General features: G+C 45.7%; 20 protein-coding genes and 1 other annotated feature (1 of these 21 only partly in view). Of the genes, 12 read left to right on the top strand and 8 right to left on the bottom strand.

What is annotated here, in order from left to right:
- Positions 1-127: a binding site (T-box leader), on the top strand; it begins 96 nt to the left of the window's first position.
- 46 nt (positions 128-173) lie between these two features.
- Complete coding sequence (gene leuS / locus ADM98_RS14350; RefSeq protein ID WP_053454088.1) at positions 174-2579, top strand: leucine--tRNA ligase; 2406 nt, start codon at positions 174-176, stop codon at positions 2577-2579.
- Between the two features lie 131 nt (positions 2580-2710).
- A complete protein-coding gene (locus ADM98_RS14345; protein ID WP_053454087.1) occupies positions 2711-3688 on the top strand; it encodes a hypothetical protein in 978 nt (325 codons plus the stop codon).
- Positions 3689-3747: 59 nt separating this feature from the next.
- On the opposite strand, the gene ADM98_RS14340 is transcribed toward ADM98_RS14345, so the two are convergent.
- Positions 3748-5019 (bottom strand): NAD(P)/FAD-dependent oxidoreductase, encoded by a 1272-nt coding sequence (locus ADM98_RS14340; RefSeq protein ID WP_053454086.1) that lies wholly within the window; start codon positions 5017-5019, stop codon positions 3748-3750.
- A 190-nt stretch (positions 5020-5209) separates the two neighbouring features.
- On the opposite strand from ADM98_RS14340, the gene ADM98_RS14335 reads away from it, so the two are divergent.
- Positions 5210-6874 (top strand): putative polysaccharide biosynthesis protein, encoded by a 1665-nt coding sequence (locus tag ADM98_RS14335; RefSeq protein WP_053454085.1) that lies wholly within the window; start codon positions 5210-5212, stop codon positions 6872-6874.
- Positions 6861-7580: a pseudouridine synthase gene (locus ADM98_RS14330; RefSeq protein ID WP_053454084.1), complete on the top strand. Its 720-nt coding sequence runs from the start codon at positions 6861-6863 to the stop codon at positions 7578-7580. Before ADM98_RS14335 ends, ADM98_RS14330 begins: the two co-directional genes overlap by 14 nt.
- Positions 7581-7640: 60 nt before the next feature.
- Here ADM98_RS14330 and ADM98_RS14325 read toward each other — a convergent pair whose 3' ends face one another.
- Both ADM98_RS14325 and ADM98_RS14320 read right to left on the bottom strand, forming a co-directional pair.
- On the bottom strand, positions 7641-8273 hold the full coding sequence (locus ADM98_RS14325) for an SDR family oxidoreductase (RefSeq protein ID WP_053454083.1): 633 nt from the start codon (positions 8271-8273) through the stop codon (positions 7641-7643).
- A 108-nt stretch (positions 8274-8381) separates the two neighbouring features.
- A complete protein-coding gene (locus ADM98_RS14320; RefSeq protein ID WP_023469095.1) occupies positions 8382-8600 on the bottom strand; it encodes a DeoR family transcriptional regulator in 219 nt (72 codons plus the stop codon).
- A gap of 320 nt (positions 8601-8920) precedes the next feature.
- Here ADM98_RS14320 and pepV point away from each other — a divergent pair, with 320 nt between their 5' ends.
- From pepV to ADM98_RS14290, 6 genes are read left to right on the top strand one after another with little or no spacing between them, the layout of a single operon-like run.
- Positions 8921-10318, top strand: a complete 1398-nt coding sequence (gene pepV, locus ADM98_RS14315; RefSeq protein WP_053454082.1) for a dipeptidase PepV — start codon at positions 8921-8923, stop codon at positions 10316-10318.
- A 59-nt stretch (positions 10319-10377) separates the two neighbouring features.
- Positions 10378-11526, top strand: a complete 1149-nt coding sequence (locus ADM98_RS14310; protein ID WP_053454081.1) for an MFS transporter — start codon at positions 10378-10380, stop codon at positions 11524-11526.
- Positions 11527-11534: 8 nt separating this feature from the next.
- On the top strand, positions 11535-12053 hold the full coding sequence (thpR, locus tag ADM98_RS14305; protein ID WP_053454080.1) for an RNA 2',3'-cyclic phosphodiesterase: 519 nt from the start codon (positions 11535-11537) through the stop codon (positions 12051-12053).
- A 22-nt stretch (positions 12054-12075) separates the two neighbouring features.
- The gene (locus ADM98_RS14300; RefSeq protein WP_235504905.1) at positions 12076-12930 is read left to right on the top strand and encodes a hypothetical protein; all 855 of its coding nucleotides are present in this window, start codon (positions 12076-12078) and stop codon (positions 12928-12930) included.
- 34 nt (positions 12931-12964) lie between these two features.
- Positions 12965-15106, top strand: coding sequence for a type I pullulanase (pulA, locus tag ADM98_RS14295; protein WP_053454079.1), 2142 nt, complete (start codon positions 12965-12967; stop codon positions 15104-15106).
- 51 nt (positions 15107-15157) lie between these two features.
- Positions 15158-15958 carry a phosphotransferase family protein gene (locus ADM98_RS14290; protein ID WP_053454078.1) on the top strand — a complete coding sequence of 267 codons (801 nt, stop codon included), beginning with the start codon at positions 15158-15160 and terminating at the stop codon, positions 15956-15958.
- Positions 15959-15997: 39 nt separating this feature from the next.
- On the opposite strand, the gene budA is transcribed toward ADM98_RS14290, so the two are convergent.
- From budA to cydS, 3 genes are all read right to left on the bottom strand, one after another.
- On the bottom strand, positions 15998-16711 hold the full coding sequence (budA, locus tag ADM98_RS14285; RefSeq protein WP_053454077.1) for an acetolactate decarboxylase: 714 nt from the start codon (positions 16709-16711) through the stop codon (positions 15998-16000).
- An 11-nt stretch (positions 16712-16722) separates the two neighbouring features.
- A complete protein-coding gene (gene alsS / locus ADM98_RS14280) occupies positions 16723-18414 on the bottom strand; it encodes an acetolactate synthase AlsS (RefSeq protein WP_053454076.1) in 1692 nt (563 codons plus the stop codon).
- A 163-nt stretch (positions 18415-18577) separates the two neighbouring features.
- On the bottom strand, positions 18578-18679 hold the full coding sequence (gene cydS, locus ADM98_RS17740) for a cytochrome bd oxidase small subunit CydS (RefSeq protein ID WP_442855420.1): 102 nt from the start codon (positions 18677-18679) through the stop codon (positions 18578-18580).
- A gap of 177 nt (positions 18680-18856) precedes the next feature.
- On the opposite strand from cydS, the gene trmB reads away from it, so the two are divergent.
- Together trmB and ADM98_RS14270 are read left to right on the top strand one after the other, a co-directional pair.
- On the top strand, positions 18857-19498 hold the full coding sequence (gene trmB, locus ADM98_RS14275) for a tRNA (guanosine(46)-N7)-methyltransferase TrmB (protein WP_053454075.1): 642 nt from the start codon (positions 18857-18859) through the stop codon (positions 19496-19498).
- 116 nt (positions 19499-19614) lie between these two features.
- On the top strand, positions 19615-20130 hold the full coding sequence (locus ADM98_RS14270) for a hypothetical protein (RefSeq protein WP_053454074.1): 516 nt from the start codon (positions 19615-19617) through the stop codon (positions 20128-20130).
- A 40-nt stretch (positions 20131-20170) separates the two neighbouring features.
- On the opposite strand, the gene ADM98_RS14265 is transcribed toward ADM98_RS14270, so the two are convergent.
- Together ADM98_RS14265 and ADM98_RS14260 are read right to left on the bottom strand one after the other, a co-directional pair.
- Complete coding sequence (locus tag ADM98_RS14265; protein WP_053454073.1) at positions 20171-20527, bottom strand: DUF1304 domain-containing protein; 357 nt, start codon at positions 20525-20527, stop codon at positions 20171-20173.
- Positions 20528-20596: 69 nt separating this feature from the next.
- Entirely contained in the window at positions 20597-20899 is a 303-nt protein-coding gene (locus ADM98_RS14260) for a PepSY domain-containing protein (protein WP_012371126.1), read from the bottom strand.
- Between the last annotated feature and the right edge of the window lie 53 nt (positions 20900-20952).

The raw sequence follows: 20952 nt of genomic DNA, 5'->3' as shown, positions 1-20952 counted from the left end.
AGCACGATTCGTGAAGTCGTAGTAGCGAATCCGGTCTTTCACACCGTTATCCGTGAATCAAGCGGTCTGTCATAGACAGACAACGTGGGTGGTACCGCGGAAGCCAAACCGGTCTTTCGTCCCTTTTCTTAGGGGCGGAAGACCGGTTTTTTTAGATTAGAGGAGGAAAAGACATGCCGTACAATCATCGCGAAATCGAACCAAAATGGCAGGCGCGTTGGGATCAAGACAACGCCTTTGTCACGACAGAAGATCCAGAAAAAGAAGGGTTTTATGCCCTCGATATGTTCCCGTATCCGTCAGGTGCTGGACTCCACGTTGGTCACCCAGAAGGTTACACAGCAACGGATATCCTCGCACGAATGAAACGGATGCAAGGATATAACGTCCTTCACCCGATGGGATGGGATGCGTTCGGATTACCGGCAGAGCAATATGCCCTCGATACAGGGAACGACCCACGCGAATTCACAGCTCAAAACATTGAGACATTCAAACGTCAGCTAAAAGAACTTGGATTCTCATATGACTGGGATCGCGAAATCAACACGACAGATCCGAAATATTATAAATGGACACAATGGATCTTTACGAAATTATACGAAAAAGGACTTGCATTCGTCGACGAAGTCGCAGTCAACTGGTGCCCAGCACTTGGAACGGTTCTTGCGAACGAAGAAGTCATCGACGGATTATCCGAACGCGGAAATCATCCAGTCGTTCGTGTTCCGATGCGTCAGTGGGTCTTAAAAATCACGGAATATGCGGATCGTCTTCTTGATGATCTCGATGATCTCGATTGGCCGGACTCTGTTAAAGAGATGCAACGGAACTGGATCGGGAAATCAGAAGGTGCTGAAATTGATTTCACGATTGACGGACATAAAAAACAAGTCACGGTCTTTACGACGCGTCCGGATACAATCTTTGGTGCGACGTACCTCGTGCTTGCGCCAGAGCATCCATTCGTTGCTGACATCACGACAGCTGATCATCAGGAAGCAGTCGATGCGTACATCGCGCAAGTCCAAACGAAATCTGATCTTGAGCGGACAGATTTAGCGAAGGAAAAAACAGGCGTCTTCACAGGTGCTTTCGCTGTCAATCCGATTTCAGGCGATCGTCTTCCAATCTGGATTGCTGATTACGTCCTTGCATCTTACGGAACAGGTGCGATCATGGCTGTTCCAGGACATGATGAGCGTGACCACGAATTCGCGAAGCAGTTCGACTTACCAATCGTTGAAGTCGTCGCAGGTGGAAACGTTGATGAAGCGGCTTACACGGGAGAGGGCGAACACGTCAATTCACACATGCTCGATGGGCTCGGAAAACAAGAAGCAATCGAGACGATGATTGCTGAACTCGAAACGAACCAAGTCGGTCGTAAAAAAATCACGTATCGCCTCCGTGACTGGCTATTCAGTCGTCAACGGTATTGGGGTGAGCCGATTCCGGTCGTTCATATGGAAGATGGTTCAATGAAAACGCTCAGTCAAGAGGAATTACCGCTTGAACTTCCAATCATTCCGGAAATCAAACCGTCTGGTACTGGGGAATCACCACTTGCGCTTGCGGAAGATTGGTTGGATTATACGGATCCTGAAACAGGGATGAAAGGGCGTCGCGAGACGAATACGATGCCACAATGGGGCGGAAGCTGCTGGTACTACCTTCGTTTCATCGATCCACACAATGAAGAAGCGATTGCAGACCCAGAAAAATTAAAATACTGGCTCCCAGTTGACATTTATATCGGTGGGGCAGAACACGCTGTTCTCCACTTGTTGTATGCACGCTTCTGGCATAAAGTCTTGTATGATGCAGGTGTCGTGCCAACAAAAGAGCCATTCCAAAAATTATACAACCAAGGAATGATTCTTGGAGAAAATAACGAGAAAATGTCGAAATCACGCGGTAACGTCATCAATCCGGATGAAATCGTCAAGTCACATGGTGCCGATACATTGCGTCTTTACGAAATGTTCATGGGACCACTGGATGCATCGGTTTCTTGGTCTGAAAATGGTCTTGATGGGGCGCGTCGTTTCCTTGACCGCGTCTGGCGTTTGTTTGAACGGACAGCGGACATTCAAGACGTCACGGAAGTCGATGCTGACTTCGAACGGACATATCATCAGACTGTCAAGAAGGTCACGGAAGACTTCGCGAACATTCAGTTCAATACCGGAATTTCACAACTCATGGTCTTCGTCAATGAAGCTAACAAACAGCCAGTCCTTCCGCGTCACTTCCTTCGTGGATTCGTCCAATTGTTAACACCGGTCGCACCACACCTTGGTGAAGAACTGTGGGAACAGCTTGGATTTGAAGAGACATTGACGTATGCGGCATGGCCAACATTCGATGAATCGAAACTCGTCAGCGATACAATGGAATTCGTTATTCAAGTGAACGGAAAAGTTCGCTCGAAAATCGAAATCAACATCGATGCGACAAAAGAAGAAATCGAAGCACTTGCGTTTGCTGATGAAAAAACACAAGAATGGATCGGCGATAAGACAGTTCGTAAAGTCATCGTCGTACCGAAAAAATTGATCAATATCGTGGCAAACTAAGCCATAACCCCTTTCATTCGCATGACGCGTATGGAAGGGGTTTCTTCATTTCCGTCGCAAGTCCGCTTTTTTTTTGAACGTCCTTCTGCTACACTGAATCAGAAACCGAGAAAGAAAGGCGATTACCATCAATGAAACGATCTTATATAGTCTATACAACGATTTTTGCTGTCGTTTCGGGACTGATCCTCTGTGTTCTGCTCGTCTTCTCAAAACCAGAGACGTTGTCGCGTATTCAGGAAACGTTCGCGAAAATCGAGACGCAATCGCAGCATCAGGCAGCTGTCAAACAGGTGCCATCGAAAACGCCTTCAGCCATTCCGAATCCAGAAGAGCCGTTAATCAAAAATGTTCAACAGATGTTATATGATGATTCCATTGGTTCGTACCTCGTCGTAACAGACGATTATCGTTTCTTTGAAATTAGTGGGACCGGGGAACGAATTAATGCCTCTTTCCAGTTGGAAGAAGGAAAGCTCTTGCTCGCTGGTCTTGACGGAATGACTCTCGTTGACGGGGAGACAGTCGCCTTGTTGACGTCGAATCAGATTCTTATCACGATTACGCGAAAAGATGGTGTCTGGAGCGAAGAAAAACGTGAAAAAGTGCAAGGAACAACGATTCGGGACAGTTTCCATGGTCTTGGATATGACGTGAAGAAAAAAGAATTCTATACGATCAACCATATACGCTCGATTGGACGTGTCGAATTAACTTACTTTGCGATGAAACAGGATGAAATCAAGATTGATCCAGACGCTTCAGAGAAGAAAAAGCGTGCGTTAAAGAAAAAACAGAAACCGCCTTATCTATCAGTCATCAAACGGGAAAAGGTCGAAGCAGCAGATGGTATGCGAAGTGATGCCAAAAAAGCATTTGAATCTGAATTCCGTCCGATTGGTCTTGCTGAACGCCAAGGTCGAATTTATACGCTAGACTCAGAAGCACTCTATCTCTACTCGATTGATCGGAAAGATCAAACAATTACAGGGGAAACAGCTAGTCCGAAGGTATATGGTTCAAAAGGAATCTTCGTACAGGATAACGAGTTGTTTGCGTTAGTCGTCACGGATAAATTCTCGAGCCGATCGTTCACACCAATTGATTAAAGCATGATACGAAAAGACCCGATTCCTCTATTTAGTAGAGAAGTCGGGTCTTGTTCATATTAAGAGACGGCGTCATGTGCCATCTCTGCAGCGTGACTACCGGCACAATGTCCGGTCACGAATGCAGCTGTAATGTTGTAACCACCTGTATAGCCGTGGATATCAAGAATTTCGCCAGCGAAGAACAATCGCTCCGCTTTTTTCGACATCATCGTTTTTGGATCAATCTCTTTAATCGAGACACCGCCACCCGTGACGAAAGCTTTATCGAAATCAAGTGTTCCGGTTGCTTTCAGTGGGAACCGTTTTAACTTTTGTAGGAAGTCCGTCCAGTCCTGTTTCTTGACTTGTGTACAGACTTCATCCCCAAATCCGATTTGAGCAAAAAGAAGTTCAAGCAGACGTTCCGGTACAAATCCACGGAGTGCATTACGAACCGTTTTCTTCGGATTTGCTGCAAGCGCTGCTTGAAAGCGTTCCGTTAGCGCACCAAGTGATTCATCTGGGAAGAGATCGATTGATAAATGGACGATCGTTTCCTTCGACCGCTTCCGCTCCTTGATCGTATACTGGCTACACCGTAAAGCAATCGGACCGCTCAAACCGAAGTGCGTAAAGAGAAGGTCACCTGTATGCGTCTTGATCGCCTTATCTTTTTTACCATGAACCGTTAAAGCAACGTCTCTAAGAGAAAGTCCTTGTAATGTTTTTTCGTGAATGAATGTATCGCCTAATAAGATGGGTACTTCTGTCGGGAAAAGTTCTGTGATCGTATGACCTGCTTTTTCTGCCCATGGATAGCCGTCACCCGTCGAGCCGGTATGGGGAACAGATTGTCCACCAACTGCGACGATACAGCTTTTTGCTTCAAGACGCATACCGTTTTCTAAGATGACAGCCGCAAACGAACCGTCCGGATGAAAGTCGAGTGTTGCGACTTGTGCATCCGTTTGAATCTCGGCGCCATGGGCTCGGATCTGATCAATCAATACACGGACGACGTCTGCTGCCTTATCCGAGACAGGGAACATACGACCGTTATCCTCTTCTTTAAGTGCGACACCAAACCCTTCGAAAAGTTCGATGATCGATTCATTATTAAATTGCGAAAAAGCACTATAAAGGAAACGTCCGTTTCCTGGAATCGACTGGACAAGCTCATCGAGTGGTTTCCGATTTGTGACGTTACACCGTCCACCACCAGAAATTGCGAGCTTCCGCCCTAATTTATTCCCTTTATCGAGCAAGAGTGTTCGGGCTCCTGCCTGTAAAGAGGCAAGCGTCGCCATTAAGCCGCTCGGCCCGCCTCCGATTACGATTACATCGTACATGTGGTCACCTCATTCATAGAATTCTGCTTGTTTCACTTTAGCAGAAGTTGCGACTGTAAACAAACCGTCTCTTTCAATTCGAGAAGGACAGCGGTATAATGATTTGCAATTGTGTACGAGAGAACTTGTATAATGAGACAGCTCTGTGAAGGGTTGAGTTTAAAAATTAGAAAGTGTGAGGGATGTTACCATGTCCACAGTCAACAATAAACAGTCCACTACTTCTGGTAATGCAGGATTCGTTCGTGGAACGATGCTCCTGTCCGGTGCGTCACTGATTTCTCGCGCACTCGGTTTGATTTATCTTTTTCCGTTTCAATTTATGGTCGGTGCAACCGGCATTATGTTCTATACCTATGCCTATAACTACTACACGATCATGATTGGTATTGCGACAGCAGGGATTCCCGTTGCTGTCTCGAAATTTGTTGCCAAATATAATGCACTGGGTGAATACGATACGAGTGAACGATTATATCGGTCTGGTCTGAAAATCATGTCTTTGACCGGCGTCGTTTCCTTTCTCGCTTTATTCTTCCTTGCACCGTATTTAGCGCATCGGGCAATTCCTGGTGGAGACGTTGATTCAGCGGCGTACGTCGATGCCGTCACGATGACGATTCGCGGAGTCAGTTTTGCCTTACTCTTGATTCCGCCGATGAGTATGACGCGCGGATATTTCCAAGGGTATCAATCGATGGGACCGACAGCGATTTCGCAAATTTTGGAGCAAATCGTTCGAATCATCTTCCTGCTTGCGGGAGTCAGTATCGCGATTTATCTATTTGATTCAGGAGTAGCTTTTGCTGCGACGATCGCGACGTTTAGTGCATTCATTGGAGCAATTGGTAGTGTCGCAGTTCTTGTGTATTATTTCCGTAAACGTGCAAGCGGTTTGCAGGAACTTCGTGCTACGCAAACTGTCCGTTCACAGGATCGCCCGTTAACGGATCTTTATAAAGAACTGTTAGCTTATGCTATTCCAATCGTCATGGTGGGTATTTCAACACCACTTTATCAAGTCATCGACCAAAACACGATGAACGCCGCGTTACAGAGTATCGGCTATACCTTAGAAGCAGCCGGAAACGCGACTGCCTATCTGATTGCAGATAGTCACAAAATCGTGTTAATTCCAGTATCGGTCGCAACAGGGCTATCGTTATCTGCGACACCGCTATTGACAGCGTCCTTTACACAAGGAGATATGCGGAAAGTGCGTGCTCAAATTTCGCAGATTTATCAACTTGTCTTCTTCGTGACGATTCCAGCAGTCGTCGGTATGATTCTTCTGAGTGAAGAGACATTTCATGTTCTCTTCCCGAAAGATCAAGCAGCATGGGTCTATCTATTAAGTTATGCACCAAGTGCGTTGTTCCTCGCATTGTATTCCGTTACGGCAGCGGTCTTACAGGGAATCAACCGTCAATATTTCACAATCGTTGCAACGCTCGCTGGACTACTCGCGAAGTATCTCTTGAATGCTCCATTAATTCATTTGACAGGTGATGGAACAGGTGCTGGATATGCAACGATCATCGGCTATCTTGTCGCAACAGGTTTGATGTTCTTCCGGATTACACAAACGGTGAAGTTTCCGTTCAGTACGGTCTTGCGCCGGACATCGTTGATTTTGATCCTAAGCGCCTTGATGGGAGCGAGTGTCGCACTTATAAAATGGGGTCTTGTATCCATACTTCCGTCATCGACATGGGCATCCCTGTTGATTCTCATTGTGGGTGCTGCAGTCGGAATTATCATTTTTGCAGGGCTCTCAATCTGGAGTGGCTTAGCAGAAGTCGTATTAGGGCGTAAAATTTCATTGAAACGAGGACGAGGTCATGCGTCTAGATAAATTATTATCCAACATGGGAGCAGGCTCCCGAAAAGAAGTAAAATTGCTGCTAAAAGCAGGAGCGATTCAAGTCGATGGTGAGATCGTTCGTGATCCAAAACAACATGTCGATGTTAAAACACAAGATGTTTTGATGTACGGCGAACCGGTCACGTATCAAAAATATATCTACTTGATGATGAATAAACCACCGGGTGTTATTAGTGCGACTGAGGATAAACGGGATGAAACGGTCATCGATTTGTTGTTTGAAGACGTGACCTATTTCAAACCGTTCCCGGTCGGACGACTCGATAAAGATACGGAAGGCTTGTTGTTGTTGACGAACGATGGATCGTTTAACCATGCTTTGATGTCACCGAAGAAGCACGTCGAAAAAACGTATTACGCGGAAGTGACGGGTGTGCTGACGCAAGAGGACGTCGAGGCGATTGAGGAAGGTGTCACCTTAGAAGACGGTTACCAAGCTAAACCAGGTAAACTGGTCATCTTATCAACGACGGAGACGGATTCAACACTTGAATTGACGATTACAGAAGGGAAGTTCCACCAAGTTAAGCGAATGATGCTGGCGCTCGGGAAAGAGGTCACATTCTTGAAGCGACGTTCGATTGGTCGGTTAGAACTCGATCCGTCACTTGCACTCGGTGATTACCGTGAATTGACGCAAGAAGAACTATCCTTGTTTGATTGGCAACCTGAATAATCAAAATGAAAAGGCGATGGAATGAGCGTACATTCCATCGCCTTTTGTTATGGGCGTCACTTATTGATTACGCAATGCTTCTGCAATTGGGTAAGGGCCACTGAGTACTTCGAAAAGACGTGACTGTGTTGGATGATCAATCAAGTGTACGAATAGCGCTGCCACATCATCACGAGAGACTTTACGATCCTCATATGAATCGAAATGTTCTTTCGTTTCGATTGTACCTGCTGGATCATCATAGCTGAGTGGACCGGGACGTACGATCGTATAGTTAAGTCCACTTTCTTGTAAGTGCGTATCAGCTGCTGCTTTTGATTCAAGATATACTTTCAGTTCACCCTTTGGTTCTTCTGTGCCGACCGAACTGAGCATCAAGAAACGATCAATCCCGTTTGCTTTTGCAGCATCGATGACTTTAATCGCACCTTCTTTATCGACGGCACGCGTCAATTCGTCTGATGCACCACCGGCACCCGCTGCAAAGATAACAACGTCCGCGTTACTGACAACACCACTTACATCCTTCGTCAAATCCCCAAGTCTGACTTCTGATGCACCGAGTGCAATCAAATCGTTGATTTGATTTTCTTCTCGTACGACAGCGATTGCTTGGTGATCGCCTTGTTTAGCGATCAGTTCGACCATCTTTCGTCCAGTTGTTCCGTTTGCTCCAATGATTAAAATATTCATTCTCCTCAACTCCTTCTCCCAATAGCTATACCCCACGTTTTAAAAAAGATAACAAAAAAAGACGCGAAGAATCGCGTCATCGAAAGATAGATATAGTGAAACAGTGGATCAACCCGCTTGCTTTTGTTTCTTGCTCGACGTCCATGTACCGCGTCGAGGGCTCACAATGAGATTGTTGTATTCAAGCACGTTCAAATCCCGCTGGACGGTCCTTGAAGTGATGCCAAACTCTTCAACCAACTCTGCTGTCGTAGTAGCTCCGTTCTCTTGGATGTAGAGATAAATCGATTTAATCCGGGTCAACATACGGTCTGTAGAATCTTTCATTGGTATAACCACTCCCCCAATGGATAGAATAGTGTTCTAAAGCTTCGGGTGACAAAAGACAATGCAATATCCAGTTGTTTCGCCTTTAGTATAACGTTTTGATGTTAAATTGCAAGTGGTTTAACCGAACGTTTGCAGAAAAAACATAATCAAATGGTTTGTAAAGTCGATAATTACAGATTTTTTTTATTTTAAATGTTCGTTATTTATAAGAAAAGATAAGAAAACAGAATTTGGATGTTCGTATCTGAACGAATATTCGCTATACTAGGAAGGTGTATAGGAAACGAATTCAAACCAGAATGAAGGAGCGAAATCAGATGGTGAATTGGAAAGAAGAAGTACTCGCACGTCGTGAGGGCTTATTAGAAGATTTAAAAGAACTATTGCGGATTCCGAGTGTACTCGATGAATCAACGATTGAAGAGGGCGCACCGTTTGGTCAAGAAGTTAAACGGGCACTAGATTGGATGCTCGCAACAGGGGAACGCGATGGATTCAAGACGAAAAATGTCGATGGATACGCAGGGCATTTGGAGTATGGTCAAGGAGAAGAGTTACTTGGTATTCTCTGTCATTTAGACGTCGTACCAGCTGGTGGTGATCACTGGACATATGGTCCATTCAATCCGACGCTTGTTGACGGGAAATTATATGCTCGTGGCGCAATCGATGATAAAGGACCGACGATGGCAGCTTATTATGCCTTGAAAATCGTCAAAGAACTTGGGTTGCCACTCTCAAAACGCATTCGTCTGATTGCCGGAGGAGATGAAGAGAGTGAATGGCGTTGTGTCAATCATTACTTCAAACATGAAGAAATGCCAACGCTCGGATTTGCACCAGATGCGGATTTTCCGATCATCAATGCGGAAAAAGGACTCTATGACGGGTTGTTGATCCAAGGAAAACCAGCTCAGGCATCTGATACAGGGTATCATCTCGTCCGTTTTGAAGGTGGCGAACGTCCGAATATGGTACCTGGACATGCCCGAGCGCTTCTTCGTGTTGTTGAAGTAGGGACGCTTGAAGCGGATTTCCATGCCTATCTCGAAGAACAAGGTTTAACGGGAACAGTCAAGCAAGAAACAGAAGGTCTCGTGCTTGATGTCAATGGTGTCGCAGCGCATGCGATGGAGCCGGATAACGGTAAAAATGCGGCTTTACATTTAGCGCGTTTCCTCAATACGTTGCACTTAGACTACAATGGTCGTCGTTATATTGAACTCGTAACGCACATGTTCCGTGATTCTCGCGGCGTGGCGATTGGTGTCGCTGCTTCAGACGAAACAGGGGATTTGACGATCAATGGTGGTGTATTCCGCTATGCAGAAGAACAAGGAACGGCTTCAATCAACATCCGTTATCCTTATACGGCAGACTTTACGGAACGTTTGCAAATCATTAAGGAAGCAGCGGCGGGATATGGCTTCGAGTTGCAGACGCGAACGCACATGACACCGCACCATGTTGATCCGAACCATGAATTGATTAAGACGTTAAGTGCCGTCTATGAGCGCCATACGAATCAATCGGCGGATTTGATTGCGATTGGCGGCGGCACATATGCGCGTTCGTTGACGGCAGGAGTTGCTTTTGGTCCAGTCTTCCCAGGTGGTCCTGAAGTTGCGCATCAAGTCGATGAGTATGTTGATTTCGATGAACTATTGCTTGCTGTCGCAATCTACGCAGAAGCGATTTATGAGCTCGCAAAATAATGATTGATGATCCCCGCATCGTGAAGATGGGGGGATTGCTTCTTGAAAGGAAGTTCCGTGTGAAAAATCGTCAAACTTATCATTTCCAAGCGTTATATTTCTTTATTTTCTTTGGGCAAGGAGCACTCATTCCATATCTCGCGCTTTATTTCTCGAATGATGCTTTCGGGCTGTCAGCTTCAGAAATCGGTACGATCGTTGCGATTGGTCCCGTTCTATCGATTTTCTTGCAACCCGTTTGGGGAATTGCGGCAGATCGACTCGGGAAGCCGAAAAGACTCCTGCTCGTCGCGATGCTCGCAGCTGGAGTCTTCACATTAAGTTACTTACTGACATCTGCTTATTTATTATTACTATTGATTTCTTGTGTCTGGGCGCTGTTCCAGTGCGCGCATATTCCGCTCGTCGATACGTTAGCGATCGAGTATACGCGAAAGCGGAAAGTGGATTATGGTGCCTTGCGTCTGTTCGGATCGGCAGGTTTCGCTTTAGCCGTTTTCGTTCTTGGGCAAATCACCGAGAGTGGCGGACTCGATCTGATTTTTTACGCAACTGGTGCAGCATGGGTTCTTGGTTTCCTTGTGCTAATCGGCATTGAAGAGACAGGTAGTGTCCACGTTTCACATCAACAACAAGTACCGTTAAAACAATTATTTTCGAATCGACGTTTCCTGTTGTTCTTAGCAGGTGGAAGTTTGATTTTCGGACCGATTTTTGCCAATAACTATTACTTTGGTAGCTACGTGACGATACGTGGAGAGACGACGGCGCTTGTTGGGACCTTGTTCTTTGTCGCCGTTCTGTGCGAAATCCCGTTCATGCGCATTGCATCGCGTCTCTTGTTACGATTCGGAGCAATTCCAGTCCTTGTATTCGTCTCCTTGTTATCAGCTGCCCGGACGGCGATGATTGCGTTAGAACTTCCGATCGTCATGCTCTGGATATTATCAGCGATGCAAGGGATGATTGTCGGTCTGCTAATCCCTGTCGCTCTAGATTATGTTCGGTCACTCGTTCCAGAAACGATGGTCGCGACAGCCGTCAGTACATATATGGCAACGACGACGGGACTCGCGACAGCGTTGTTTAATCTGATGAGTGGTTTTGTACTCGAGGAAAGTACAATCTATACCGTCTTTTGGGTATATACAAGTAGTAGTATCCTCGGTGCTATTTTATATGGGATCAGTGGTCGTATTAAGGAGTGAACACTACGTTGAGACAGGAACGACACTTTTTCGTCGCCTTGCCGATTCCTTCTGGAGAGTTAGCAAAGCTTGCTGGACAATTATCTTTAGCTGATTATTTTCGAAACGTCTATACGCAAGAAGAGTACCATTTGACGCTTCGTTTTTTTGGAGCATTGGAGGAAAAAGAACGACATTCGTGGGAACAGCAATTGCAGAAGATCGCGCGGACCGTCGAACCATTTGTACTCCGATTTGATCGCTTGGTCGCGTTCGGTCGAGACGAACGGCCGCGTGTCGTTGGATTCGGGACAGAAGCGAAAGAATTATTTCAATTAGTGGATCAAATCGATCCACATGTGACTAAACCGTTCGTTCCGCATGTCACGATCGCGAAGAAATGGCGCGCCGAAGCAGATGCATGGACGACGAGTCCAATACAACTCGTGGAATGGACCGTTCGTGAACTCGTTTTATTTGAAGTTCGACCAGACGTTTCACCGCGATATGAACCAGTTTACCGGATTCGTTTAGGTAAAGAGGAATGAGGTGATCCCCATCGCAATCTTGATGAAACTATATGACTTAGATAGTCGATTTGAAAAAAATCCGCTCGAGATGACGAAGCGAGTTAGTGAACATCAAGCGCTTGATTATGCCAATGTCTATCGAAAATGGGAAACTGGAGAATTGTTTCCGGGAGAGATGTTGATCCGACCTAAAAAATGGTGGCAGGTCATGAAGAAAAGTGAAGTCATTCAACTTCCAGGTAAACAGTTGTCACGAAGAGCATTCGATAAATGGTACAAAAAGCGTCTTGAATTACAAAAACTATTGAATGTCGCTGGTGGTGCTACTGAAGAAGATATTTGGCGAATTCCATTGAAACGTCATTTAGACTTCTATCAAATGCTACATTTACTAAATGAACAATACGCCATGTTTTATCGCGCTGTCATTCAATATCAAGTCGGGGAAGTCGAATTGAGTCCATTCATTGTCGGTCCTTCTGCGATTTACATCATGGAATGGCTCGACGGTGAAGAGAGTATCTATCATATCCGACGTGATAAGTTATGGCGCGAGCAGCCATTTAAGGCATCTGCGAAGCAAATCTTAAATCCAAATATCGGTTTAAAACGGACGGAAGATATTTTGCATACGATTCTCGGGCAAGATTACGATTTACCGATCGAACGAGTCATCTTAGCTCCTAGTGGTTATTTTGATAAGATTCCAAAAGAGACGACGACGACTTACGTTAATAAAGTTGAGTTTCCTAAATGGTTGAAGCGGATGAATATGAACGCGACACACACGAAAGCTTTTCAGATGCGAGTGTGCGAAAAAATCTTAAAAGAAACGGTATCGATTCAGTTTCAAATGGCAATTCAAAGTGAGGGGCAGTCTCGAATTCAAGAGTAGGGGAGGGAGCGACGGCATTGTCGTTGCGAAAGAGATGACGAATCAAGAAGTTGCGATACCGTTGGCGCGGGCGGAATTCCTATCTTTTCAAAGCATCCGGGTCGAGGTTGAAGGCAATTCGTCAATCCACTGGTCGCTTGAATGTGATGGACAGTCACTACCAATTCAACAGGTCGAAATACATCGTGAAGAACAATTGGTAATTTATGAATTGATGGTTCTTGAGCCGGTCGAGCTAGAATGTCGGTATGAGGTATTTGGGACGGGGAAATCCATCCGTGTTGTTCCAGATCGGTTAGTACGGACAGAAGCATTTGAACGAAAGTATCGTTACGAAGAGAAGTTAGGCGTCTGGGAAGAAGAGGGGATATTTCATTTTGCTGTTTGGTCACCGGTCGCAGAACGGATCGTGTGTGTCGTGTACGATCAAGATGAACAGGTACTCGGAAGGCACGACATGAAACGACAAGAGCAGGGAGCTTATCGTCTCGAGCTTGGGCGTGATCTTGCTGAGTGTTGGTATCGGTATGAAGTGACGACGTATCTTGGGACATACGAGGTCGTTGATCCATACGCTAGTGTCATATCAGAGAATGGGCGATACGGTGTCATCGTAGACGTCGAGCGAACGATCTCCGATTGGTTCCCGAAGCGGGTCGCGCGTCCTCTGTTCGTCAAACCGTCGGACGCTGTCATCTACGAAGCGAACATTCGTGATTTCACGATTGATCGTTCAGCCGGTTCGAGTTATCCGGGGCAATATGCAGGGATGACGGAACGAGGAACGGTCTCCCCGCGTGGTCATGCAACGGGACTCAATTATCTCCTTGATCTTGGGATTACTCATTTGCAACTTCTGCCAGTTCACTTTTTCGAGACGACCGATGAACGAACGCGGACGCCGTACAACTGGGGATATGATCCGATGCTTTGGTTCGGACTAGCTGGGAGTTACGCGAGTTCGGTCGAACCGCTCGTTCGCGTTCGAGAATATGCAGAAATGGTAGAGCGACTTCATGAAGCAGGGATTCGTGTCACATTCGATGTCGTCATGAATCACGTATTTGTTCGTGAGCGTTCTTCACTCGAACAGCTCGTTCCCGGTTATTATTTCCGCTATGAAGTAGACGGGATACTCTCGAATGGAACAGGTGTGGGAAATGATACTGCTTCCGAACGATTTATGATGCGCCGACTCATTGTCGATTGTTTGACATACTTTGCTCGTGTCTACCGGATTGATGCCTTTCGATTTGATTTGATGGGCATTCATGACATTGAGACGATGAATGATGTTCGCGCGGCACTCGATGCGATTGACCCGACGATTCTTGTGTACGGGGAAGGATGGGATCTTGCGACGGCATTGCCGGAGCGACTAAAGGCGATGAGCGCCTCGGCTGCTCAAATGCCCCGAATTTCCCATTTTAATGATGTCTTCCGAGATGCGTTAAAAGGATCGACGTTTAGTGAGTTTGACCGAGGATTCGTTGCGGGAGACGGTTGGAAGGAAGGGGAGGTTCGAAACGGGATCGCAGGAAGTGTTCATATCGACAATCAAACATACGGTCGTTTTCCGGAACCTACCTACTCCATCAATTATGTTGAGGCGCATGATAATCATACGCTGTACGATAAATTGAAGTTATCCTGTCCTGAAGCGGATGAACAACAGTTATTACGAATGAGCCGTCTTGCTCAGACGATTGCCTTGCTTGCGCAAGGGATTCCGTTTCTTCATGCAGGTCAAGAGTTCTTACGAACAAAACAAGGCGTCGAAAACAGCTATAATGCACCGGATGAAATCAATCGAATGGACTGGGAGCGCCGAGATGAGCATCGTTCCCTAGTGGCGTACATCAAGACGATTTTACAGATTCGTAGAATGCATGGCGGATTCCGCCTGCACCGAGCGAATCAGATTCGAGAGTTGCTTCATTTCATCGATTTACGTCCGGGAGTCATCGCCTACGAGCTTGGAGCGGTCCACTCGTATGATGCATGGCAACGAACGCTCATCGTCTACAATACGACACATGAAATCGTTGAAGTCTCACTTGATCATTCGCGCTGGAACGTGCATGTACAAGGCGATGATGCCTCGGTCGACCCGCTTCTAAAAGGTGTCGACAGGATTCAAGTCCTTCCGTTGTCAACGACGATTGCGACGTGTTAAGATAAGCATTGTGCCTCAGGCAAATCTACTAAAAAAGTTGAGCGGATTATAATGGAATTAGATATTTTAGATGCGCTTGGCGAAGGCTGGACCCTTACGCCAGCAGGTGGAATCACAGGAGAAGCGTACATTGCTTCAACCGGGCAATCGAAGTTGTTCTTAAAACGAAATTCATCGCCGTTTTTGGCGATTTTATCCGCAGACGGAATCGTCCCGAAATTATTGTGGACGAAACGGATTTATAGTGGGGACGTCATCAGTGCCCAACAGTTCATTGAAGGAGACGAATTGGAGCCGGAAATGATGGAGCGTCCTGAAGTGGCTCGTTTGCTTGGGAAAATCCATGATTCGAAGGAATTGTTGTTCATGCTTCAACAGCTTGATCAGCGCCCGATCGAGCCGGATGAATTATTGCGACAATGCCGTTTGTATTTTCAACCAGAGGATTTAGAGAATCCGGACCTCGTAGAACATGCGATGGTGTATCTTGAACAAAACCTGGAACATGTAAGAACAGATGAACAAGTCGTCTGTCATTCCGATTTAAATCATAATAATTGGTTGACGGGAGCGGATGGTCAGCTCTACCTAAATGATTGGGATGATGCGATCATTGCTGACCGAGCGTATGATTTAGGGATGATGTTATACAGTTACGTTGACGAAGCAGCTTGGCCAGAATGGTTTGAACATTATGGTCATCCACTGACGAGTGATCTGAAACAGCGCATGCATTGGTACGTCGTAGCGCAAGCGGTATTATCGCTTTATTGGTATGAAGATATGCGTCACCCAGATGTCGAAGACAGTTATCACTTCCTTGAACAGCTACTTGAATACTCGAACGATTAAAAAGCGTGTCATTCCGAAAGGGAACGACACGCTTTTTGCTTAACCTTCTGCGATTTTAATCTCTTTTTCGATATCGTGACTTTCAAGATCCGCTGACCGATACGCTTCTGTCGTTGGTAAACGTAAATCCAGTTGTGGCTTTTCTTCGAACGTGACGGTGACGTTCTTGACTGTGTAGTCAAAAACGTGACCTCCACCTTCGCGAGCTGCATCGATGAAATGAAGATGATATCCGGCGACGGCGATACCGTGACCAAATCGTGGCGTATAGTAACCGGCAAGCGTTCCTTTAGTCTGTTCGAACGTACGCGCGCTTTGAGAAGCGACAGCTTCCGTAATCGGAACGAACGGTTTCTCCTGACGTGCGACGGTGCGTGTTTGTACTTTCGTGAACGTTCCATCAATCCGGATAGCGTAAAAGCTATTGATCGTAGGGAGTTGTTCACTCAGCCAGTGCTCGAACGTCGCTTTCGACATCTCTTCCGTCACAGTGAAAGTTTGCTCCGCCTCGAAACGGGTTAATGTTGCGAAAGGTGTCGTCGTCTCGGGTTGAAGTGGTCGGGCGCTACCATCTGAGCGGAGTTGATAGAACTCACCATCAAATCCGATCATTTCCCCATCTAAGTGATCAAACGTTCCAATACCGAAATCGCGTTGATCAAGAACGGAAGCGTATGTGACGTCACTTTCGAATACTCCGTCAAGTAGTGCCATCATCGTTGAAATCTGGACGAGTGTTTTATCGTGTGCCATGTGAATCCTCCTTAGTTCAATTGATCGAGATGGACTTGTTCCCCTAATGCAATGTTATCGCGATAATCGATCGGAACATCAACGATGACTGGTCCCTCTGTCGCGAGTGCTTCATCCATGATTGTTGCTAATTCAGATGGATGATTGACACGTAGTCCTTTTGCTCCAAAGCTCTCAGCATATTTGACAAGATCGACATCACCGAACGACGTACCGGATTTCCGGTTGTATTTCATCTCTTGTTGGAACGCGACCATATCGAATCCACTATCACGCCATACGAAATGGACGAGCGGTGAGTTCAAACGGACAGCTGTTTCGAGTTCCATTGCAGAGAAGAGGAATCCACCGTCACCCGAAATCGAGACGGCTTTCTTACCAGGGCGTACGAGTGTTGCGGCAATCGCCCAAGGAAGTGCGACACCAAGCGTTTGCATCCCGTTACTAAAGAGGAGATGACGCGGTTCATATGAACGGAAATGACGTGCCATCCAAATGTAGTGTGAACCGACATCGACCGTTACCGTGACATCATCCGCAATTTTTTCACGTAACGTCTTCATGAAATAGAGCGGGTGCGTCAATGGAGAATCCGTGACAGGAGGAACATCACGATCGACAAGGCGTTGATGTAATCCTTCGAGGAATTGAACAGAACTTTCCGGTAACGTCAGCGGGTTCAGGCGCTCAGCAATTGCGTCGACCGTTTTCGCCATATCACCAACGAGTTCGCGGTCTGGGCGATAGAAATGATCGATTTCAGCACGCATTTGATCGATGTGAACAAGCGTCCGGTCGTGCGTCGGTTGATTCCAGAACTTTGGATCGTAACCGATTGGATCATAACCGATTGAGAGGACTAAATCAGCTTCGGCAAGCAACGCGTCACCCGGCTGATTGCGGAACAATCCGACACGTCCGTAGAAGTTCGATTCGAGCTCACGTGATAAAGTACCGGCTGCTTGGAATGTCTGAACGACAGGAATTGAGACGTTTTTGAGTAGCGAACGAATCGCGTGTACGACGTCAGGTTGACTAGCACGCATACCGAGTAACAATACAGGCAGTTTTGCATCTTGAATCAGACGAGCTGTTTCGTTGACCCAAGCTTCTGGTGCAACACCAAGCTTAGGTGCTTCGACAGCGCGGAATGCTGTGACATTCGCTTCGTTTAATCCAACGTCTTGCGGAATACTAACGAAAGCAGCACCTGATGTCGTTTCTGCCGTTCGGAATGCATTCGATAATACTTCTGGAATGTTATCGGCATCTTGTACTTCTGCACTGAAGTTCGTAATGGGTGTAAAGAGTGCTTGGTTGTCCATTGACTGATGTGTTCGTTTTAAACGATCCGCTCGTGTGACGGCTCCAGCGATTGCAACGACTGGATCACCTTCAGAGTTTGCTGTTACAAGTCCTGTAGCTAAATTTGATGCTCCTGGACCGGATGTTACAAGTACAACACCTGGTTTATCAGTTAAGCGTCCGATGGCTTGTGCCATGAATGCAGCATTTTGCTCGTGGCGTGCAACGATGAGTTCAGGTCCCCGGTCCTGTAACACATTGAAGACGGAATCAATTTTTGCACCAGGAATACCAAAAATGTAATCAACACCCTGTTCGATGAGTGAATCGACGACTAAGTCTGCACCTGTTTTTTTCTGTACTAGTTCTTTTGAATCACTGTTTTTATTCTCGTTCATTACAATTCTCCTTTTTACCAACGTTTTTTGGTGTCCGATAGCTGTAATAAATAATCTGTTTCAAAAAAAGTATACATCTGTTTCATGGTAAAACCAACCTAAAATCGTTCAGAGAATAAAAAAAGTACCTTGTGTATAATTACACAAGGTACAGAGGTGGTCCTTATTCGACATCGACTTTTCCGAAAGTCGCCCAGACGAATAAGGCACTAATGCCCATGACGAGAACGATGGGAGATGCCCAACTAATCAAGAAGTCTTCCACAGTAATAGCCCTCCTTTTCGGTTCTTACGTACCTTAAGTGTATTAGAATGCTCACTGTTTCTCAAGTGACGAACTGCTGAACATTCTTCGATCGGAATCGAAGAAGTTCTTATATAATTACCCGAATCATGATAAACTTATCTGCGGATAATTTAAGTTTGGAAAGGATGAACGACAGTGCGTTTACGACATAAACCATGGGCGCAGGATTATATGAAGGAACAATCCTCGATCTATATAGCAGAACCAACAAGCCTGAAAGGGACATGGGCTACAGAGTTTAAGAATAACAATCCAATTTACATCGAAGTGGGATCAGGAAAAGGTGCCTTCATTACGGGAATGGCGAACCAGCATCCGGATATTAACTTCATTGCGATTGAACTATTCGAGAGTGTGGCAGTGACGATTGTTCAAAAATTAGTTGAAGCTCCTCAAGCAAATGTTCGCGTCTTGACGGTCGATGCAAAAGATTTACGCGATTACTTTGAAAAAGGAGAAGTGGCACGCGTTTATTTAAACTTCTCTGATCCTTGGCCGAAGACACGTCACGCGAAGCGTCGTTTGACGTATAAAACGTTCCTCTCGACATACGAAGATATTTTGCCGGCGAAGGGACAAATTCATTTCAAGACCGACAATCGCAAATTGTTTGAATCGAGTTTGATGACGATGTCGGCATACGGGATGCGTTTTGACTGGATGTCGCTTGATTTACATGCGAATGAACCGGAAGATAACGTCCGAACAGAGTATGAAGAACGCTTTTCTTCAATGGGTCAACCAATTTATCGGATGGAAGCAACGTATCAAAATTAATTTAGACAAAAAGTTTTCTTATTTTCCTGGTATTTCTTTCACACTTTTTTCTTATTAATTGGTACAATGTTGTTGACTGAAGAACTTGTACTTATAGGTAAAGGGGGAATTTGGGGATGTGGCAGAAAAGCTTAGCCTTCGTAACGGCGCTCTTTCTCGCATTAAGTATCGGTCAATCGGTACTTGCTGCGGTTGATACCTCAGAAATGACGAAAGCATTAAACGAGGAATTACCAACGACGCATTACGATTATAAAAAAGGTTCGGTCAAAATCGAGGATCCGAAAACGTTCACGAACGAAAAAGGAGAAGAAGTCATCGGTGGAATTGCTGTCATCAAGACAGTCCGTGATGGTATCTTCGTCACGATTAAACGTGAAATCCACTTCTTCAATGCCGATAGCGGTAAATTGTTGACGAGTGCCGACGCTGCAAAAGTTGATGGCGTAAAAGAATACATCGACAGCAACTCGGATAATCTTCATCAAAAAGTCGTTTACTGGTTACCGGTACTCTTGATGTTGTTGATCATCGCTGTACCAGCAATCGTCTTGTACATTGTTGTTCCGCGTCTATACTCGACAACGGAATACATGAACCCGATCTACGAACGCAACGATAACCCACGTTAATCAAGAAAAAAGCCTCTATCCAATCGGATAGTGGCTTTTCTTATGCAAGTAGTACGAAGATGAAAGCGAGTATGGCAGGTAATCCTTGTTTTAATAAAATAGACCGATTTGCCGTCAAGGCACCATACAAAGCTGCAATGATCACACAAGCTAAAAAGAACAGTTGAACCGCAATATCCTCACGAATCAATCCGAATACAAGTCCAGCTGCTAAAAACCCATTGTATAATCCTTGGTTCGCGAAAAGTGTCTGAATCTGTTTTGATGCAACAGCTTCGTCCGTCAAACCGAACGTCCGACGAGCAGCTTTGGAAGAAAGAAAGAACATTTCAAGTGCTAAAATATAAAAGTGTTCCAAAGCGACGAGAATAACGAAAATCATAGCAAGAGTCGACATGAATCATACCTCCTTTATAGGAACGTGGAAAAAAGACCGTACTTCGTCGATCGAAGCACGGTCTTTTGATTAAGCGTATTCGAGTAATGCGCCAGTTTCGGCATCGACTGTGAATTGATACGTTTTTTCGTCATCACCTTCAAGGACCGAGATGCCACCTTTGTAGCTTTGGTAGTCACGTGACTCATATGCGTAAGCCTCTGGTGTTGCAGAGATCCATGCACCTTGGACACGTCCTTTTGCTGAAAATGTGCGTTTCGTGATTTCGAGCGCTTCCTCGGCAGAAAGTTGTTTGTTGTCAACGGCTTTCTTCACTGCGAAAGCGGCGACGACAGCTGCTGCCAATCCGATAATCCAATAGCGTTTTTTCATTAAAATTCCCCTCCTTACAGGTTCTATTCCTACTGTACCAAATAATTCGTTCA

Source organism: Exiguobacterium sp. BMC-KP (assembly GCF_001275385.1).
Classification (GTDB): Bacteria; Bacillota; Bacilli; order Exiguobacteriales; family Exiguobacteriaceae; genus Exiguobacterium_A.
The sequence above is the reverse complement of the archived record's forward strand: the minus strand, read 5'-3'. Positions and strand labels throughout refer to the sequence as shown.

Excerpts from the sequence above, each read along its gene's own strand:
- leuS (WP_053454088.1), top strand. The coding sequence starts at position 174 with ATGCCGTACAATCATCGCGAAATCGAACCAAAATGGCAGGCGCGTTGG.
- ADM98_RS14345 (WP_053454087.1), top strand. The coding sequence starts at position 2,711 with ATGAAACGATCTTATATAGTCTATACAACGATTTTTGCTGTCGTTTCG.
- ADM98_RS14340 (WP_053454086.1), bottom strand. The coding sequence starts at position 5,019 with ATGTACGATGTAATCGTAATCGGAGGCGGGCCGAGCGGCTTAATGGCG.
- ADM98_RS14335 (WP_053454085.1), top strand. The coding sequence starts at position 5,210 with ATGTCCACAGTCAACAATAAACAGTCCACTACTTCTGGTAATGCAGGA.
- ADM98_RS14330 (WP_053454084.1), top strand. The coding sequence starts at position 6,861 with ATGCGTCTAGATAAATTATTATCCAACATGGGAGCAGGCTCCCGAAAA.
- ADM98_RS14325 (WP_053454083.1), bottom strand. The coding sequence starts at position 8,273 with ATGAATATTTTAATCATTGGAGCAAACGGAACAACTGGACGAAAGATG.
- ADM98_RS14320 (WP_023469095.1), bottom strand. The coding sequence starts at position 8,600 with ATGAAAGATTCTACAGACCGTATGTTGACCCGGATTAAATCGATTTAT.
- pepV (WP_053454082.1), top strand. The coding sequence starts at position 8,921 with ATGGTGAATTGGAAAGAAGAAGTACTCGCACGTCGTGAGGGCTTATTA.
- ADM98_RS14300 (WP_235504905.1), top strand. The coding sequence starts at position 12,076 with ATGAAACTATATGACTTAGATAGTCGATTTGAAAAAAATCCGCTCGAG.
- pulA (WP_053454079.1), top strand. The coding sequence starts at position 12,965 with ATGACGAATCAAGAAGTTGCGATACCGTTGGCGCGGGCGGAATTCCTA.
- ADM98_RS14290 (WP_053454078.1), top strand. The coding sequence starts at position 15,158 with ATGGAATTAGATATTTTAGATGCGCTTGGCGAAGGCTGGACCCTTACG.
- budA (WP_053454077.1), bottom strand. The coding sequence starts at position 16,711 with ATGGCACACGATAAAACACTCGTCCAGATTTCAACGATGATGGCACTA.
- alsS (WP_053454076.1), bottom strand. The coding sequence starts at position 18,414 with ATGAACGAGAATAAAAACAGTGATTCAAAAGAACTAGTACAGAAAAAA.
- ADM98_RS14270 (WP_053454074.1), top strand. The coding sequence starts at position 19,615 with ATGTGGCAGAAAAGCTTAGCCTTCGTAACGGCGCTCTTTCTCGCATTA.
- ADM98_RS14265 (WP_053454073.1), bottom strand. The coding sequence starts at position 20,527 with ATGTCGACTCTTGCTATGATTTTCGTTATTCTCGTCGCTTTGGAACAC.
- ADM98_RS14260 (WP_012371126.1), bottom strand. The coding sequence starts at position 20,899 with ATGAAAAAACGCTATTGGATTATCGGATTGGCAGCAGCTGTCGTCGCC.